17 protein-coding genes and 1 tRNA gene are annotated in these 18,086 nt (G+C 61.6%); 10 read left to right on the top strand and 8 right to left on the bottom strand.

Annotated features, from left to right (window positions below):
- Positions 1–3 precede the first annotated feature (3 nt).
- From proB to rplU, 4 genes are all read right to left on the bottom strand, one after another.
- On the bottom strand, positions 4–1,149 hold the full coding sequence (gene proB, locus FHW64_RS08855; RefSeq protein ID WP_184525151.1) for a glutamate 5-kinase: 1,146 nt from the start codon (positions 1,147–1,149) through the stop codon (positions 4–6).
- 65 nt (positions 1,150–1,214) lie between these two features.
- Positions 1,215–2,270, bottom strand: a complete 1,056-nt coding sequence (cgtA, locus tag FHW64_RS08850) for an Obg family GTPase CgtA (protein WP_184525149.1) — start codon at positions 2,268–2,270, stop codon at positions 1,215–1,217.
- 67 nt (positions 2,271–2,337) lie between these two features.
- Positions 2,338–2,595, bottom strand: coding sequence for a 50S ribosomal protein L27 (gene rpmA / locus FHW64_RS08845; RefSeq protein ID WP_093163771.1), 258 nt, complete (start codon positions 2,593–2,595; stop codon positions 2,338–2,340).
- A gap of 12 nt (positions 2,596–2,607) precedes the next feature.
- Positions 2,608–2,919, bottom strand: coding sequence for a 50S ribosomal protein L21 (gene rplU, locus FHW64_RS08840; RefSeq protein ID WP_093163773.1), 312 nt, complete (start codon positions 2,917–2,919; stop codon positions 2,608–2,610).
- A gap of 186 nt (positions 2,920–3,105) precedes the next feature.
- Here rplU and FHW64_RS08835 point away from each other — a divergent pair, with 186 nt between their 5' ends.
- The 10 genes from FHW64_RS08835 (at position 3,106) to FHW64_RS08790 (ending at position 12,618) form a co-directional block, all read left to right on the top strand.
- Positions 3,106–4,098: a polyprenyl synthetase family protein gene (locus tag FHW64_RS08835; RefSeq protein ID WP_184525147.1), complete on the top strand. Its 993-nt coding sequence runs from the start codon at positions 3,106–3,108 to the stop codon at positions 4,096–4,098.
- A gap of 37 nt (positions 4,099–4,135) precedes the next feature.
- Positions 4,136–4,212, top strand: a tRNA-Pro gene (locus FHW64_RS08830).
- Between the two features lie 385 nt (positions 4,213–4,597).
- Positions 4,598–6,331, top strand: a complete 1,734-nt coding sequence (gene pilB, locus FHW64_RS08825) for a type IV-A pilus assembly ATPase PilB (protein WP_184525145.1) — start codon at positions 4,598–4,600, stop codon at positions 6,329–6,331.
- 20 nt (positions 6,332–6,351) lie between these two features.
- Positions 6,352–7,575: a type II secretion system F family protein gene (locus FHW64_RS08820; protein ID WP_184525143.1), complete on the top strand. Its 1,224-nt coding sequence runs from the start codon at positions 6,352–6,354 to the stop codon at positions 7,573–7,575.
- A complete protein-coding gene (locus FHW64_RS08815) occupies positions 7,575–8,417 on the top strand; it encodes an A24 family peptidase (RefSeq protein ID WP_184525141.1) in 843 nt (280 codons plus the stop codon). The genes FHW64_RS08820 and FHW64_RS08815 overlap by 1 nt, the downstream gene beginning before the upstream one ends.
- A 13-nt stretch (positions 8,418–8,430) precedes the next feature.
- Positions 8,431–9,033 carry a dephospho-CoA kinase gene (coaE, locus tag FHW64_RS08810; protein ID WP_409350606.1) on the top strand — a complete coding sequence of 201 codons (603 nt, stop codon included), beginning with the start codon at positions 8,431–8,433 and terminating at the stop codon, positions 9,031–9,033.
- Between the two features lie 78 nt (positions 9,034–9,111).
- A complete protein-coding gene (locus tag FHW64_RS08805; protein WP_184525139.1) occupies positions 9,112–10,605 on the top strand; it encodes an MBOAT family protein in 1,494 nt (497 codons plus the stop codon).
- A gap of 1 nt (position 10,606) precedes the next feature.
- Positions 10,607–11,620 (top strand): hypothetical protein, encoded by a 1,014-nt coding sequence (locus FHW64_RS08800; RefSeq protein WP_184525137.1) that lies wholly within the window; start codon positions 10,607–10,609, stop codon positions 11,618–11,620.
- 30 nt (positions 11,621–11,650) lie between these two features.
- Positions 11,651–12,406, top strand: a complete 756-nt coding sequence (zapD, locus tag FHW64_RS08795) for a cell division protein ZapD (RefSeq protein WP_184525135.1) — start codon at positions 11,651–11,653, stop codon at positions 12,404–12,406.
- Positions 12,403–12,618, top strand: coding sequence for a DNA gyrase inhibitor YacG (locus FHW64_RS08790; protein WP_184525133.1), 216 nt, complete (start codon positions 12,403–12,405; stop codon positions 12,616–12,618). Before zapD ends, FHW64_RS08790 begins: the two co-directional genes overlap by 4 nt.
- Positions 12,619–12,626: 8 nt before the next feature.
- Here FHW64_RS08790 and FHW64_RS08785 read toward each other — a convergent pair whose 3' ends face one another.
- Genes FHW64_RS08785 through secA form a run of 4 tightly spaced genes read right to left on the bottom strand, consistent with a single transcriptional unit; the run spans position 12,627 to position 17,961 of the window.
- Complete coding sequence (locus FHW64_RS08785; protein ID WP_184525131.1) at positions 12,627–13,061, bottom strand: NUDIX domain-containing protein; 435 nt, start codon at positions 13,059–13,061, stop codon at positions 12,627–12,629.
- 4 nt (positions 13,062–13,065) lie between these two features.
- On the bottom strand, positions 13,066–13,935 hold the full coding sequence (locus FHW64_RS08780; protein WP_184525130.1) for an ATP-binding protein: 870 nt from the start codon (positions 13,933–13,935) through the stop codon (positions 13,066–13,068).
- Entirely contained in the window at positions 13,932–15,161 is a 1,230-nt protein-coding gene (gene argJ, locus FHW64_RS08775) for a bifunctional glutamate N-acetyltransferase/amino-acid acetyltransferase ArgJ (protein ID WP_184525128.1), read from the bottom strand. The genes FHW64_RS08780 and argJ overlap by 4 nt, the downstream gene beginning before the upstream one ends.
- A gap of 22 nt (positions 15,162–15,183) precedes the next feature.
- Positions 15,184–17,961, bottom strand: a complete 2,778-nt coding sequence (gene secA / locus FHW64_RS08770; protein WP_184526276.1) for a preprotein translocase subunit SecA — start codon at positions 17,959–17,961, stop codon at positions 15,184–15,186.
- Between the last annotated feature and the right edge of the window lie 125 nt (positions 17,962–18,086).

Below are 18,086 nucleotides of genomic sequence, written 5' to 3'. Positions count from 1 at the left end.
CGATCAGCGCCCGTCAGGCATCAGGACCATGTTGTCCCGATGGACCATCTCGGCCTCGGCGACATAGCCGAGAAGGCGCTCGAACTCGGACGACGGCTTGCGACATAGCAAGCGTGCCTCTGCGCTCGAGTAGTTCGCCAACCCCCGAGCCAGCTCGAATCCCTGCTCGTCGCGGATCGCGATGACATCGCCACGAGAAAAGTCGCCTTCGACTCCGGTCATGCCGATCGGCAGCAAGCTCTTGCCTTCTCCGCGCACCTTGGCTGCTGCGCCGGCGTCTACGGAGACGGCACCGCGCAACTGCAGGTGATCGGCCATCCACCGCTTGCGCGCCTGATGCTTGGCGGTCTGCGCGAGCAGAAGGGTGCCGATGGACTCCCCGCGAGTCAGCCGCAGAAGCGCGTCGGGCTCGCGCCCCCAGGCGATCACCGTCGAGGCGCCCGACCCCGCCGCGCGCTTGGCCGCGAGGATCTTGGTGATCATTCCGCCCCTCCCGATGCTGCTACCGGCGCCGCCAGCCATGACCTCCAGCGCAGGGTCGCCGGCGATCGCTTCGTGAACGAAGCGAGCTTCCGGGTCTTTTCGCGGGTCGGCAGTGAACAGGCCCTTCTGGTCCGTCAGGATGACCAATGCATCGGCTTCCACGAGGTTGGCGACTAGCGCGCCAAGCGTGTCGTTGTCGCCAAACTTGATCTCGTCGTTGACGACGGTGTCGTTTTCATTGATGACCGGCACCACGCCCAGCGCCAGCAGCGTCACGAGGGTGGTGCGCGCATTCAGATAGCGCTCGCGGTCGGCCAGATCAGCGTGCGTGAGTAAGACCTGCGCACTTCCGAGGCCGTTCTCGCGGAGCTTGGTTTCGTAGATCTGTGCCAAGCCCATCTGGCCAACGGCAGCGGCGGCCTGGAGTTCATGGACCTCGTGCGGACGGACACGCCACCCGAGTCGCTTCATTCCTTCTGCGATCGCACCACTCGACACCATGACCACTTCGCGCCCGTCGCGAACCAAAGTCGCCAGTTGACGGCACCATTCGCCGATGGCGTTCTCATCCAGGCCGCGGCCTTCATTGGTGACAAGGCTTGAGCCCACCTTGACAACGATGCGACGAGCGTCACGAAGTGCGGCAGAACCAGAGCTCGGTGTCATGGAAGCGAAGGCCATCTTGATGCAGTTGAACGGCCACCGCCGGGGCGACCATTGGAATTACAAAGTCACGAGAACCGCGGATCGACTTCTGCAGGTGGCTGCTCGGCTACTTGCTGAGCCTTGACCTGCTGATAAACCGCCTGAACAAGTGGCTCACATCCCTCGCGTGTGAGCGCGGATATCTCGAAAACCGGTCCCTTGAAGCGAAGGCGTTTGACGAAATCCTTGACCCGCGCGGCCCGTTCGTCGACCGGGATCATGTCCAGCTTGTTGAGGACCAGCCAACGCGGCTTTTCGTACAGCGTGGCATCGTATTTCTTGAGTTCTCCGACGATGGCCTTGGCCTGCGCCACCGGATCGACGCCTTCGTCGAACGGCGCCAGGTCGACAACGTGGAGCAACAGACGCGTACGCTGCAGATGACGCAGGAATTGGTGGCCCAGCCCCGCGCCCTCTGACGCGCCTTCGATCAGGCCGGGGAGATCAGCCACGACGAAACTCTGCTCGGGCCCCACTCGGACAACGCCGAGATTGGGGTGAAGGGTCGTGAAGGGATAGTCGGCCACGCGCGGGCGCGCGTTGGAAACGGCGCTGATGAACGTCGACTTGCCGGCGTTGGGCATGCCTAGCAGCCCGACATCGGCCAAGACCTTCAATTCGAGCTTGAGATTCTTTTTCTCGCCGGGCCAGCCGGGCGTCTTCTGGCGCGGAGCGCGATTGATCGCGCTCTTGAAGCGCATGTTGCCGAAGCCACCGTCCCCGCCCTTGGCAATCGTGATCACCTCGCCCGGGTTCAGGAGCTCGTACAGCACCTCGCCGGTCTCAGCATCGGAAATGATTGTTCCGACCGGCATCTTCAGCGTGATGTCGTCACCAGCGGCGCCGAACATGTCCGAACCCATGCCATGCTGGCCCCGCTTGGCTTCATGGCGCCGTGAATAGCGGAAATCGACCAGCGTGTTGAGATTCGGATCGGCTACCGCGAACACGTGGCCGCCTCGACCGCCGTCGCCGCCGTTCGGACCGCCGAACTCCTTGTATTTCTCATGGCGAAACGACACGCAGCCGTTGCCGCCATCGCCAGCAGCGATGTCGATGAAGGCCTCGTCCACGAACTTCATGAGATGTCCAGTTTACAAATGAAGAAGCCCCGGCAAAGCGGGGCTTCGAAAGATCGAAGTGATCGGCTTAGGCCGGGGTCACGTTGACCGTCTGTTTGTTGAGAGCACCCTTGGTACCGAACGACACATGACCGTCGACCAGTGCAAACAGCGTGTGATCCTTGCCGACGCCGACGTTCACACCGGGGTGGAACTGCGTGCCGCGCTGGCGCACGATGATCGAACCTGCGCTGATCAGTTCGCCGCCAAACGCCTTTACGCCGAGCATCTTGGGCTTCGAATCGCGCCCATTTCGCGTGGAGCCGCCGCCTTTTTTCTGTGCCATGGAATCAGCTCCTTAGCCGGCGATCGCGCCGATTTGCAGTTCGGTGAACTGCTGGCGATGGCCTTGACGTTTCTGATAGTGCTTACGACGACGCATCTTGAAGATGCGAACCTTGTCGTGCTTGCCGTGCGACAACACAGTTGCCGTTACCGTTGCACCGGACACCAGGGGCGTGCCGACCTTGATTGCGCTGCCGTCACCGACTGCAAGCACTTGGTCAATCACGATTTCCTGGCCTACGTCCGCAGCAATCTGTTCTACTTTGATTTTTTCGCCGGAAGCAACGCGATACTGCTTGCCGCCGGTTTTTATGACCGCGTACATGTGGACCTCTTGGGAAAAGATGGCTCTACGGCGAATTCCGCAGAGCCGAAGATTGTAGCACGCCAACGCAATCAAAGCACTATCGGCGCCGAGTCCGCCGCCTCACGGCGCCATCACTCCATATAATCATTCGCTTCCGGCCCAGCGCCACCGTCGCACCTCTCGCAGCGCGCAAGCGCCTTCGCCTTGTCAGTTTCTGCTCCAGACACCTCCCCTGCCTCCGGCGTACTCCGCCTGATTGCCGAAGACATGGCCGGGGTCGACCGCGTGATCGCACGCCGTCTCGATACCGGCGTCCCGCTCGTGAGCGAGGTCTCGAAATACATCATCTCCGCCGGCGGCAAGCGACTGCGGCCAGCCCTGCTGTTGCTGATGGCAGGCGCCCTGGGCTATCAAGAAGAACAACGCTTCAACCTTGCGGCAGTTGTCGAGTTCATTCATACGGCAACGTTGCTACACGACGACGTGGTTGACGAATCTACGCTTCGGCGCGGGCGGCCGACGGCCAACGAATCCTTCGGAAATCCCGCTAGCGTCCTCGTCGGCGACTTCCTGTATTCGCGCGCATTCCAGATGATGCTGGAAGCACGCGACATGCGCGTCATGGAAATCCTCGCCGAGGCAACCAACGTCATCGCCGAGGGCGAAGTCCTCCAGCTGATGAACATGCACGACGCTTCGCTCGATGAGGAAGCCTACCTTCGCGTCATCCGCTCCAAGACTGCAAAACTGTTTGAAGCAAGCACGCGTCTTGCCGCGGTGCTTGCCAAAGCATCTTCAGAAGTCGAGGAAGCGTGCGCAACCTACGGTCAAGCGCTAGGCACCGCATTTCAAGTCGTCGACGACGTACTTGACTACGCCGGCGACGCAAGCGAAACCGGCAAGAACGTGGGAGACGACCTGCGCGAAGGAAAGACGACGCTGCCGCTCATCCTTGCCATGCGGCGCGGAACACCAGAGCAGCGCGACCTCATCCGCGCCGCCATCGAAGCGGGCGACACGACGCAGCTACCCCAGATCGTTGCGATCGTTCGGCAAACCGGCGCCTTGGAGGCCACAAGAGCAGCAGCGGCAGCTGAGGCGCAACGAGCAATAGACGCACTTTCTGGCCTCCCCGAAAATTCTTACTCTTCAGGTTTGCTACAATTAGCAGCTCAGTTGCTTGAGCGACGCGCCTAAGTCACCACGAAGGACGACTCTCTTTTCTTGCAACCATCGGGGTGTAGCTTAGCCTGGTAGAGCGCTACGTTCGGGACGTAGAGGCCGGAGGTTCGAATCCTCTCACCCCGACCAGCATTCCTGGTCATGCCATGCTCATTGGAAGATCGCCGCGGCGCGCGATTGAGCTATCCCAACAATCCATGCAGCGGTTCTTGCGTTGTGGCTGTTGGGAGTCGACAACATCTCCCTCCTTATATCGAAGCCGGATCACCGCCGCGTGTCACTGGACTGCTGCTAAGATCATTCGCCCTCTGTCGCCGCAGCAAACGGGGCCCGATCGTCATCATGACCTTTTCGGGATTTGGAAGCCGGAGGTATTAATCCCCGCCTAGTCCGACCTGCCTTTTGTGACGCAAACGCCAAATGCTTCGCGAGCGAAGACGGCTCTGCGGTTTACAGTGCGAAGGCGATCAGCGATGATCGTGAAGCAAATTCTCACGTTTTTTACATTCGTTGAATGGCCGCTGCCGAACCCCTGATCAAAGAAAGCTCGCCAGTCGCTCTGCCGGGACTTGCGCGTGCCTTGGTTTCGGCTGGAAAGCTCCCCGCAAAAGCCGCGGAGGACATCTACCAAAAGTCGCTCAGCGGACGGACCAGCTTCATTGCGGAGTTGACCGGGACCGGCGCCGTCTCGGCGGCTGACCTAGCGCACACCCTGTCGAGCGCCTTCGGCGCCCCCCTTCTCGATCTGGATGCGATCGATCCGCAGCGCCTTCCCAAAGATCTCCTGGACGCCAAGCTGTGCCAAGCCTATCGCGTAGTCGTCCTCAGCAAGCGCAACAACCGGCTCATTGTCGCGACGGCAGACCCATCGGATCAGCAGGCGGCGGAGAAGATCAAGTTCGCCTCGCAGATGGGCGTGGACTGGGTCATTGCCGAATACGACAAGCTGTCGAGGATGATCGAAGCGGCCGCGGTGACCGCTACAGAATCCATCGACAACATCATCGGCACCGAGTTCGAATTCGATGACGTTTCGGCAGAGACCGCGGGCGATACAAACGAGCAGGCCGTAGCGGAAGTCGAAGATGCCCCAGTCGTCCGCTTCTTGCACAAGATGTTGCTCGACGCATTCAGCATGCGCGCGTCGGACATTCATTTCGAGCCGTACGAGCACAACTACCGCGTGCGCTTTCGCATCGACGGCGAACTGCGCGAGATCGCAAGCCCGCCGACAGTCATCAAGGACAAGCTTGCCTCGCGCATCAAGGTGATCTCGCGCCTGGACATCTCCGAGAAGCGCGTCCCGCAGGACGGGCGCATGAAGCTCAAGATCGGCCCGGATCGCGTGATCGATTTCCGTGTGAGCACGCTCCCCACGCTTTTCGGCGAAAAGATCGTCATCCGTATTCTTGACCCGAGCAGTGCGCGCCTCGGCATCGACGCACTCGGCTATGACGCAGACGAAAAGGAGCGCCTGCTCAATGCGATCAACCGCCCCTACGGAATGGTGCTGGTCACAGGACCGACAGGTTCGGGCAAGACGGTGTCGCTCTACACCTGTCTGAACCTGCTTAACAAGGCCGGCGTGAACATCGCCACGGCGGAAGATCCGTCCGAAATCAATCTACCGGGCGTCAATCAGGTCAACGTCAACGAGAAGGCCGGCCTCACCTTCGCGGCCGCGCTGCGCGCCTTCCTGCGGCAGGATCCGGACATCATCATGGTCGGCGAAATCCGCGATCTGGAGACTGCCGACATCGCGATCAAGGCGGCGCAGACGGGTCACCTGGTGCTGTCGACGCTCCACACGAATGACGCGCCAACGACGCTGACGCGGATGCGCAATATGGGTATCGCGCCCTTCAACATCGCATCGAGCGTGATCCTGATCACCGCCCAGCGTCTTGCCCGGCGCCTGTGCACCGTGTGCAAGGCGCCCTCGGACGTGCCCAAGCAGGCATTGCTCGATGCGGGTTTCAAGGAACACGAACTCGATGGTTCATGGAAGCCCTATCACCCCGTCGGCTGCTCTGCCTGCAACGGCGGCTACAAGGGGCGGGTCGGCATCTACCAGGTCATGCCGATCAGTGAAGAGATCCAGAAGATCATTCTCCGGGACGGGTCGGCGCTCGACATTTCAAGGCAAGCCGAAGCCGAGGGCGTACGTTCGCTGCGTCAGTCAGGATTGAAGAAGGTCATGCAGGGACTGACGTCGCTTGAGGAAGTGCTCGCAGTCACCAACGAATAGCATTCAACGGCGGAGAACCAATGGCAACGGCAGCAGCATCAAACCGAACGCTCAAGGAATATATCTACGAGTGGGAGGGAAAGGACCGCAGCGGCAAGATCGTGCGCGGCGAGCTTCGCGCCGCCGGCGAGAACCAGGTGCAGGCTGCGCTGCGGCGCCAGGGCGTCCTCACGACCAAGATCAAGAAGCGGCGGATGAGGTCCGGGAAGGCGATCAAGCCGAAGGACATCGCCATCTTCACGCGGCAGCTGGCCACCATGATGAAGGCCGGCGTGCCACTGCTTCAGGCATTTGACATCGTCGGCCGGGGCAATGCGAACCCAAGCGTCGGAAAGCTGCTCAACGACATTCGCAGCGACGTTGAAACGGGTACGTCGCTGTCGGCCGCGTTCCGCAAATTCCCGAAATACTTCGACAGCCTCTACTGCAACCTCGTGGAGGCCGGCGAGGCCGCCGGTATTCTTGAAGACCTGCTGGATCGCCTCGCCACCTACATGGAGAAGACCGAGGCCATCAAGTCGAAGATCAAGTCGGCGCTCATGTACCCGACATCCGTGATCGTCGTGGCCTTCGTCGTGGTGGCGATCATCATGATCTTCGTGATCCCTGCCTTCAAGCAGGTGTTCACCTCCTTCGGCGCCGACCTGCCGGCACCAACGCTGATCGTCATGGGCATCAGCGAATACTTCGTCTCGTACTGGTGGTTGATCTTTGGCGTGCTCGGCGGCGGAATCTATTTCTTCCTCCAGGCGTGGAAGCGCAACGAGCGCGTGCAGCAGGTGATGGACCGTCTCCTGCTTCGCATGCCGATCTTCGGCGACCTCATCGACAAGTCCTGTGTCGCGCGATGGACGCGCACGCTCGCGACCATGTTCGCGGCAGGCGTGCCGCTGGTCGAAGCGTTGGACTCTGTGGGCGGCGCATCGGGCAACTCCGTGTATGCGGAGGCCACGACCAAGATTCAACAGGAGGTGTCGACCGGTACCAGCCTGACCGCGGCGATGACCAATGCGAACCTGTTTCCGTCGATGGTTCTGCAGATGACCGCCATCGGCGAGGAATCGGGTTCCATCGATCACATGCTCGGAAAGGCAGCCGACTTCTACGAACAGGAAGTCGATGACATGGTTGCAGGCCTGTCGAGCCTGATGGAGCCGATCATCATCGTGTTCCTCGGCGTGATCATCGGCGGCATCGTGGTGTCGATGTACCTGCCTATCTTCAAGCTCGGCCAGGTCGTCTGATGCTCGTCTCTCAGGGCGTGGACGCTGCCCTGGCAGGCGTCCTCGGGTTGCTGATCGGCAGCTTCCTCAATGTCGTGATCTACCGTCTACCCAAGATGCTCGAGCAGCAATGGGCCGCCGAGTGCGCAACCTTGAACGGTGGCGAAGCGCCAGCAGCGGAGCGGTTCAACCTGATGGTGCCGCAGTCGCGGTGCCAGCAATGCGGCCACGCCATCCGTTGGTACGAAAACATCCCGGTACTGAGCTATCTCATGCTTCGCGGCAAATGCTCGGCGTGCAAGACGCCGATCAGCTTGCGCTACCCACTGGTCGAGCTGATCACGGCGGCACTCTTCGCATGGAGCGTGTGGCACATGCCCGGCCAGTTCGGAGGCCTCGCATGGTGCGGATTTGCAGCCGCGCTGCTGGCGCTGGCGCTGATCGACTGGGACACGACGCTGTTGCCCGACGACATCACGCTACCCTTGCTGTGGGCCGGCCTTCTCGCCTCCATCGCGGGCTTCACAGGTGTCAGCCTGACGAATGCGGTCTGGGGTGCCGTCGCGGGCTATACCTCGCTGTGGGCGGTCTACTGGCTGTTCAAGCTGACGACCGGGAAGGAAGGAATGGGCTATGGCGACTTCAAGCTCTTCGCGGCGTTCGGTGCGTGGTTCGGCTGGCAGGCCCTGGTACCGATCATCCTCATGGCGTCCGTGATCGGCGTCATCGTCGGACTCGCACTCAAATTCAACAGCAAGTTGCGCGAAGGCGGCTACGTCCCCTTTGGCCCCTTCCTGGCCGGAGCGGGCCTGACTGCAATGCTCTTCGGCCCCGACGCGATTCTTCGCGCGATTGGCCTTTGAAGGAGTGCGCGCGGTGCGCATCGGCTTGACCGGCGGCATCGGAAGCGGCAAGAGCACGGTCGCCGCCATGCTGGTCGCGCGCGGCGCGCTGCTTGTGGATACCGATGCGATTGCCCGATCCATCGCCGAGCCGGGCGGCGCCGCGATGCCGGCACTCGAAGCGGAGTTCGGCCCCTCCATCCTGACTCTTGAAGGCGGCATGGACCGGGCACGGATGCGGGAACTCGTGTTTTCCGATGCCCAGGCGAAAAAGCGGCTCGAAGGCATCCTCCACCCCTTGATCGGCGCTGAATGCGAACGTCAGGCCGCCTCCGCTCAACCCGGACAGGCGGTCGTCTTCGACGTGCCCTTGCTGGTGGAATCGAAGCGCTGGCGCGCCATCGTCGATCGCGTCCTCGTGATCGATGCGAGCGAGCAGACACAACTCGAGCGCGTGGTGGCCCGGTCGGGCTGGGCGCCCGACGCGGTTCGTGCCGTGATCGCGCAGCAGGCGCATCGCGCTCTTCGCAGAGCCTCGGCCGACGCGGTGATCTACAACGAAGGACTGGGTCTCGCGGAACTCTCCCTCCACGTCGAGGGTCTCTGGGAGCAGTGGACCGTCGCCAGCGCGCGATAATCCACGGTTGGCCGGCCTCCAGCGCCGGAGAACAAGAAAGCGGCGTGCCAGCGAGCCCCGCGGCAACGCTCCCCCAAGATGCTCTTCAACTCTTACGCGTTCATCTTCTGCTTTTTCCCGATCGTCCTTTTCGGGTTCTTCCTCATCGGAAAGCGAGATGTGCGTGCTGCAGCCGGCTTCCTCGCGCTGGCATCGCTCTTCTTCTACGGCTGGTGGAGCGTCGAAGCCCTGCCGCTGCTGCTCGCATCGATCTGCTTCAACTATTGGGCCGGATTGCGCCTGACGCGCGGGCCCGGCCGCACCGACGCGGGCCGAAAGCGCATGTTGGTGTTCGCGCTGACCGTGAACCTGGCGGTGCTCGCCACGTTCAAGTACGCGAACTTCTTCCTTGGCAACGTGAATGAAGGGATCAGCGCAGCAGGGTTCACGCCACTGCCGATGCTGCACATTGCCCTGCCGATCGGCATTTCCTTCTACACGTTCACGCAGATCGCGTTCCTGGTGGACTGCTGGCAGGACAAGGTTCACGAACGCAGCTTCGTGCACTACGTGCTCTTCGTCACCTACTTCCCCCATCTGATCGCGGGGCCGGTCTTGCACCACGCGCAGATGATGCCGCAGTTCGCCAATCCGGCGACCTACCGCGTGGATCTGAACAAGGTCTCGCTTGGCCTCGCCATCTTCGTCTTCGGTCTCGCCAAGAAGCTCCTCATCGGCGACAAGGTGGGCGAGTACGCGGATCTCATGTTCAATGGTGTGCACCACGGCACGGACCCCATGCTCTACACCGCATGGCTTGGCGTGCTCGCCTATACCCTGCAGATCTATTTCGACTTCTCGGGCTATTCGGACATGGCCGTGGGCCTGTCGTTGTGCCTGGGCGTCAAGTTGCCGCTCAACTTCAACTCACCCTACAAGTCGACGAACATCATCGAGTTCTGGCGCCGCTGGCACATCTCCCTGTCGACCTTCCTGCGGGACTATCTCTACATTCCGTTGGGTGGCAATCGCAAGGGGCCGGCGCGCCGCTACATGAACCTCTTCATCACCATGCTGCTGGGCGGTCTGTGGCATGGCGCCGCCTGGACCTTCGTGATCTGGGGCGGCCTGCACGGCATGTACCTGGTGATCAACCATCTCTGGAATGGCAAGGTTCGCCGCGACTCGAAGCCCGGCCGACTGTCGAAAGTCCTCGGCTGGTTCATCACATTCCTGTGCGTGATGCTCGCCTGGGTGGTCTTCCGCGCGGAAAGCATGCATGCCGCGATGGCGATCTACAAGGGAATGCTGGGCTTCCATGGAACTGCACTGGAGGCATTCACCGAATTCGGCCCCGTTCCTAGCCGCAAGCCCGAATTTTTCCAGACCCTGATCGTCGGGCTCTTCATCTGCCTCGCACTGCCGCCGACCATCACGCTGCAGCGCTGGGTCCCCCAGGCACAGTCGCTGGCTGGCCGGCCGCGCGCCTCGCTGGTCTTCACCGGGCTCATGTCGCTCGCGACCGTCCTTCTGCTCGGACTCTGCGTCTCGAAGCTGGGCTCCTACAGCCCGTTCCTCTATTTCCAGTTCTGATATGACGCCCGCAAAACTCTGGCTGCAAGTCTTCACAGCTGGCTTCGCTGTGATCGTTGCCATGCTGATCGTCACGTTGAACACGCCAATTCCCTACGGCGATCTGTCGCGGATCGGGTTGGTCTCGGACTATGAATTCGGCTGGCAGCTGGAGCCGCCGCATGTCGAGCGGAAGTACCTTCATGCCTCGCCGATCAACGAAGCAGACATCCTCGTGATCGGGGACAGCTTCTCCATGACGCACCGCTGGCAGTCCGTGCTGCAGAAGCAGGGTTACCGCATCTCAACGATCTTCTGGGGCGAGTTCCAGGAAGCGCTTTGCGACGATTTCGACGAATGGCTCGATCGCGCAGGCTTCAAAGGCAAGCTGGTAGTGATCGAGAGCGTCGAGCGTCTTCTCGCCGACCGCCTGGCCAATACGCAGAAGTGCAAGGCAATGAGCAAGCCGCCCGAGTCGCGGACCGAGCCCTTCTTCGAGTCGCCTGAGCATGTGCCAGGCTTCGCCCTCAACTGGAAGGCCAAGCTCACCTCGGGCTACATCACTTACCGCAACACGCAAGCGGCGAAGAAGACCGAGGGGCCGACGCTCGCTGCGAAGGAGACCTGGATCCGTCCGGTGCCCGATGGCTGCTCGATGTTCAGCAATCGCTTCTGCAGCAAGGTGCTTTTCTTCAAGGACGATGACGACAACGGCGAACTCACGGCCGAGCACGTCGCACAGATGCGCGCATTCTCGGAAGCGCATCGCGCCCGGTCCATCATGTGGATGGTGATCCCCAACAAGACGACCACCTACGTCATGCCGGACCACTCGAAAGATTTTGTGACCGCTCTTGCGAACGCAGGCCTCGGGCCGGACCTTTTCACGTTCGCCAAAGAGCAGAAATCCAAAATCCGGGACTTCTACTTCCCCAACGACACGCACCTGTCGATGCACGGACAACTCGCACTCGGCGATCTCATGCTGGGCGCTGTCCGCAAGATCATTCCGCAGCCTCCCGCGAAGCCTTCTTGAGGCTATGATCCTCACCGGAAGCCGTCACGCGTGATCCTTTACGAGTACCCATTCAACGAGCGCATCCGGACCTATCTGCGGCTGGAGCACTTGTTCCGCCGTCTCGGCGAGCTGGTGCCGGCCGATTCGCCGCTGCTGCATCACTATGCGCTCGTCACGATCTTCGAGATCATGGATGTGGCAGCACGCGCCGACCTCAAGGCCGACGTGCTGAGAGACCTCGACAAGCACAAGAACGTGTTCAACAGTTATCGCGGCAATCCCGCGATCGCAGAGACGGTGCTCGATCAGGTCGTCAGCAAGCTCGAAAGCAACTTCAATACGCTGAATACTGTACCGGGCAAGGCCGGGCAGGCTCTCACAGAGAACGAATGGCTGATGAGCATTCGCAGCCGCGCGAGCATTCCCGGCGGGACGTGCGAGTTCGACCTGCCGGCCTACTACGCTTGGCAGAACCGTCGCTCCAACGATCGACGCGCCGACCTCGAACGCTGGTCGTCGACGCTTGCGCCATTGGCGGAGTCGATCTATCTGCTGCTGAAACTCCTGCGCGATGCGGATGTCCCCTACAAGGTCATGGCATCGAAAGGGCAATTTCAGCAAGCGTTGCCGCAAGGCCGGAGCTTTCAATTGCTGCGCCTGCGCATCGACCCGAAACTGGGGCTCATCCCTGAAATCAGCGGCAACCGCCTGATGGTTTCGGTCCGGCTCATGCGGCAGGAAGCCGATGACCGACTCCACCAGAGCGTCGAGGACACTCCGTTCGAACTGACGCTCTGCGCATGAGCACCGATTCGCCCTCTCCGATCGGCGAACGCATCGTCAAATGCCCAGCATGTGGGAACGACAGCGTTTACGCCGCAAGCAACCCCTATCGACCTTTTTGTAGTGCGCGCTGCAAGGGGATCGACCTGGGCGCCTGGGCGAGCGAGGAATTCAGGGTGCCGGCAGAGTCACCGCCGGACGATGACCCGTTTGGCGATCCCAAGCGCCAGTAGAGGCCCGCTTACGCCGCCGACGTGACAACCGAGACCGGCAGTCCGCGCTCTTCGGCAAGCCATGCCAAGACCGGGAGCGCGCCCGGCAACACCGGCGATACATCGAGGGGTAATTGCTGCCAGCACATCGCCTGTCCTTCGCGCATCTCGAAATCGCCGGACCAGTCGGTCACCTTGCACCAGTGCAGGCGAACCAAGGCGTGGGGATAGTCGTGCTCGGTCACCTTCCACACGTCGGCGCCAGCGATGGTGATGCCGAGTTCCTCGTGCAACTCGCGCCGCAGCGCCTGCTCGACCGTTTCGCCGGCTTCGATCTTCCCGCCCGGAAACTCCCAGTATCCCGCGTAGGGCTTGCCTTCAGGCCGCGTGGAAAGCAGGAGCGCGTCGTCTCCGCGAATGAGGATGCCAACCGCAACCTCCGTGTGCTTTCGAGGTGCGTTCATCGTGTCAGCTGCGACCCGCGTAGTCACGGGCAAACTGATAGGCCACGCGCCCGCTGCGCGATCCGCGCTCGAGCGCCCATACGAGCGCTTCGGGTCGGGCTGCCTCGATCGCCTTGGCGTCCACCCCGAATGACGACAGCCACTGCGCGACGATCGTGAGGTATTCGTTCTGCGTGAATGGATAGAAGCTCACCCAAAGACCGAAGCGCTCGGACAAGGAAATCTTCTCCTCGATCACCTCGCCAGGGTGCACCTCGCCGTCCTCTGTATGGGTATAGCTGAGGTTGTCCTTCATGTATTCGGGCAGCAGGTGCCGCCGATTGCTGGTCGCGTAGATCAGCACATTCGGCGTCGCCGCAGCCACGGAACCGTCGAGGATCGACTTGAGCGCCTTGTAGCCAGGTTCGCCTTCATCAAAGCTCAGGTCATCGCTGAAGACGATGAATTTCTCTGGCCGATTGGAAACCACCTCGACGATGTCCGGCAGGTCGATCAGCTCCGCCTTGTCGACCTCGATCAGACGCAGCCCCTGCGGGGCATAGGCCTGGAGACAGGCTCGGATCAACGACGACTTGCCGGTGCCGCGTGCACCAGTCAGGAGAACGTTGTTGGCCGGCTTGCCTTCGACAAACTGACGCGTGTTGCGCTCGATCTTTTCCTTCTGGACGTCGATTTCCTTCAACGCGTCCAGCGGCATTGACGCGACATGCCGGATTGGCTCCAGCGTCCCATGGCCGGAGCTGCGGCGGCGATAGCGCCAGGCAATGGAAGCATTCCAGTCGGCGGGCGCAGCCAGCGGCTGCGGAAGAATCGATTCGATCCGGCCGATCAGCTGTTCGGCGCGCTCGATCAGACGCTCGAACTTCTCGTTCATGAGCGGTAATCGGCGTTGATCGAGACGTAGTCGTGGCTCAGGTCGCAAGTCCAGACGGTGTCCGCGGCATTGCCCCGACCGAGCGCAATGCGAACAGTGATCTCGCTCTGCTTCATGACCCGCTGTCCATCTTCCTCGCGATAGGACGGATTCCGGCCGCCCTTCACTGCGACGTGCACGTCGTCCAGATAGAGATCGATGCCCGTCTGATCGAGGTCTGCAATACCGGCATAGCCGACGGCCGCGAGGATGCGACCCAGGTTCGGGTCGCTCGCGTAGAACGCGGTCTTCACCAGAGGCGAATGCGCGACTGCGTAAGCGACCTGCCGGCACTCGGCATCGTCACGGCCGCCTTCGACGCGAACGGTGATGAACTTGGTCGCCCCTTCACCGTCGCGCACGATCGCCTGCGCAAGCTGACGGGCCACGTTCTGCATGGCCTGGAGCAGCGCCTGGCCGGCGATTGATTCAAGCGAGGTGATCGTCGGATGCGACGCCTTCTGGGTAGCGATGACAACGAAGGAGTCGTTGGTCGACGTATCGCCGTCGATCGTGACACGGTTGAACGATGCATCTGCCAGCGCCTTCGAAAGCGGCTGGATCAACGACGGATCGATCTTCGCGTCGGTCGCCATGAACCCAAGCATGGTGGCCATGTTCGGACGAATCATGCCGGCGCCCTTGCTGATGCCGGTGATCGTGACGGTCGCGCCGTCGATCTGCACCTGCTGGCTGAAGGCCTTGGGCACGGTATCCGTCGTCATGATGCCCTCGGCGGCTCGCGCCCAGTGGCTAGGCGATGCGTCGGCGAGCGCTGCCGGCAGTCCTGCTTCAATCCTGTCGATCGGCAGCGGCTCCATGATCACGCCAGTGGAGAACGGCAGGATCTGCTCGGGCGCCAGGTTCAGCTTGCGTGCCAGCGCGATACAGGTTGCCCGCGTGCGCGCCAGACCGTCTTCCCCGGTGCCCGCGTTCGCATTGCCGGTGTTGATTACCATCGCCCGGATGCCGAGGTTACGGGCAAGGTGATCGCGGCAGACCTGGACCGGCGCCGCGCAGAAGCGGTTCTGCGTGAACACGCCGCCCACCGCGGCACCTTCGTCGATCAGCACGACAGTGAGGTCTTTGCGGTTGACTTTGCGTACGCCGGCTTCGGCGACGCCGATACGAACACCTGGTACTGCGTGCAGGGCGGCGGGATCGGGAGCGGAAAGATTCACGGGCATGGCGATGTCCTGCTGATGAATATCAAGTGAGCTTGCCGTGGCACTGCTTGAACTTCTTGCCGCTGCCGCAGGGGCAAGGATCATTGCGGCCGACCCGCGCAAAAGCCGCCGCGCCCGCGCTCAAGCCACTCGCGGCCTGGCGGCGCGTGCTCTCTTCGTCCACGCGGACTTCGACTTCGCCCGTCTCCGTCGGCGCACTGTAGGTGATGTTCGACAGGTTCTCGCCACGGCTTTCCATGGCTTCGGCGGCTTGCTCGAGTTGCTCGCTGGACTGCACGCGAACCGTCATCAGTTGACGGGTCACCTCGTTCTTGACCGAGTCGAGCAACTGACCGAACAGCTCGAACGCCTCGCGCTTGTATTCCTGCTTGGGCTGCTTCTGCGCGTAGCCGCGCAGATGGATGCCCTGGCGAAGGTAGTCGAGCGATGCGAGATGTTCGCGCCAGTGCGTATCGATGCTCTGCAGCAGCACCATGCGCTCGAACTGCGTGAAGTTCTCCTGGCCGATCAACGCAACCTTGGCGCTGAATGCCTCGTTGGCGGCAGCCACGATCTTCTCCACGACGTCTTCGTCGCCGACTGCGCTCGCAGCCTCGACTTCCTTCTGCAGCGGCAAGTCGATCTGCCAATCGTCTGCGAGCACCTTTTCGAGACCGGCGAGATTCCATTGCTCCTCGACTGTTTCGGCGGGCACGTACTCGCGTACCAAATCGATGAAGCAGCCTTCGCGCAGCGCCTCGATCTGTGCGGTCAGGTCGCCTGCGTCGAGGATGTCATTGCGCTGCTGGTAGATGACCTTGCGCTGGTCGTTCGAGACGTCGTCGTACTCGAGCAACTGCTTGCGTATATCGAAATTGCGCGCCTCGACCTTTCGCTGCGCGCTCTCGATGCTGCGAGTGACGATTCCAGCTTCGATGGCCTCGCCGTCGGGCATCTTCAGGCGATCCATGATGGCCTTGACGCGATCACCCGCGAAGATGCGCATCAGTGGGTCGTCCAGGCTCAGATAGAAGCGCGACGAGCCCGGATCGCCCTGCCGGCCGGAACGGCCGCGAAGCTGGTTGTCGATGCGGCGCGACTCATGGCGTTCGGTAGCAATGATGCGCAGGCCGCCGACGGACTTGATGAACTCGTGGTCCTTGTCCCACTGGGCACGCAGACGTGCGACTTCATCCGCCCTGGTCGAAGGATCGGCAGCCTCATCGGCCTCGACCGCCTCGATGGCCTTTTCGATGTTGCCGCCCAGCACGATGTCGGTACCGCGACCCGCCATGTTGGTCGCGATCGTGATCATCTTGGCGCGACCCGCCTGGGCCACGATTTCGGCTTCACGCGCGTGCTGCTTGGCGTTGAGCACCTGGTGCTCCAGGCCGGCCTTCTGGAGCAAGCTGGAGATGATCTCGGAGTTCTCGATCGACGAGGTTCCGACCAGCACGGGTTGGCCCCGCTCGAAGCATTCACGGATGTCCTGAATGGCGGCTTCGTATTTTTCGCGTGTGGTCTTGTAGACGCGATCGAGCTGGTCTTCGCGCTTGCTCTGCCGGTTCGGCGGAATGATCACGGTCTCCAGACCATAGATCTCCTGGAACTCGTAGGCTTCGGTATCGGCCGTACCCGTCATGCCTGCGAGCTTGCCGTACAGGCGGAAATAGTTCTGGAACGTGATCGATGCGAGCGTCTGGTTCTCCGATTGGATCTCGACGCCTTCCTTGGCTTCCACGGCCTGATGCAGACCGTCGCTCCACCGGCGCCCGGTCATAAGGCGGCCAGTGAATTCGTCGACGATGATCACTTCGCCCTGCTGGACGACGTAGTGCTGATCACGGTGATACAGGTGGCGTGCACGCAGCGCTGCATTCAGGTGATGCATCAGCGTGATATTGGCCGGATCGTAGAGCGACGCGCCTTCCGGCAACAGCTTGAATTCCGTCAGGACCTGCTCGGCCTTTTCATGGCCGTCCTCGGTCAGGAACACCTGATGGGTCTTCTCGTCGACCGTGAAGTCGCCGGGCTTCGTCACGCCTTCGCCGGTGCGGGGATCGGCTTCGCCTTCCTGGCGCACGAGCAGCGGCACGACCTTGTTGATCGCCAGATAGAGATCGGTGTGGTCTTCAGCCTGCCCGCTGATGATCAGCGGGGTCCGGGCTTCGTCGATCAGGATCGAGTCCACTTCGTCGACGATGGCGTAGTTCAGTCCGCGCTGAACCCGATCGCCGGGTTCATACACCATGTTGTCGCGCAGGTAGTCGAAGCCGTATTCGTTGTTGGTGCCGTACGTGATATCGCTGCCGTAGGCCTGCTGCTTTTCTTCGCGCGGCATCTGCGGCAGGTTGATGCCAACCGACAGACCCAGATAGTTGTAGAGGCGCCCCATCCAGGTGGCGTCGCGGCCGGCAAGGTAGTCGTTGACCGTCACCACGTGCACGCCCTTGCCCGTGAGCGCGTTCAGGTACACCGGGAGGGTCGCGGTCAGCGTCTTGCCTTCACCGGTGCGCATTTCGGAAATCTTGCCGTAGTGAAGCGCCATGCCGCCCAGAAGCTGAACGTCGAAGTGACGCATCTTCATGACCCGCTTCGACGCCTCGCGCACCGTCGCAAAGGCTTCCGGCAGCAGCGAATCGAGCGATTCGCCTTTGGCGATGCGCTCCTTGAATTCCTGGGTCTTGGCGCGGAGCGCGGCTTCGTCCAGCTTCTCGAACGACGGCTCCAGCGAGTTGATGCGTTCGACCGTCTTGCGATACTGCTTCAGAAGTCGATCGTTGCGACTGCCGAAAATTTGAGTCAGGAAGTTGGTGGCCATGAATAGAGATCGAAGCACACTCGCTGACGCGGACGCTTCGACCGAAATCCCTAAGATAGACGAGAAGGAACTTGGGCGCGCTTTGCTGCAATACAAGCCAATTGGCTTTGCAGGATTGCCGGCAA

The sequence above is a fragment of the Variovorax sp. Sphag1AA genome, from assembly GCF_014192575.1.
Lineage (GTDB): Bacteria > Pseudomonadota > Gammaproteobacteria > Burkholderiales > Burkholderiaceae_C > Variovorax.
Note: the sequence above shows the minus strand (reverse complement) of the source record. Positions and strands in the feature narration are given on the sequence as shown.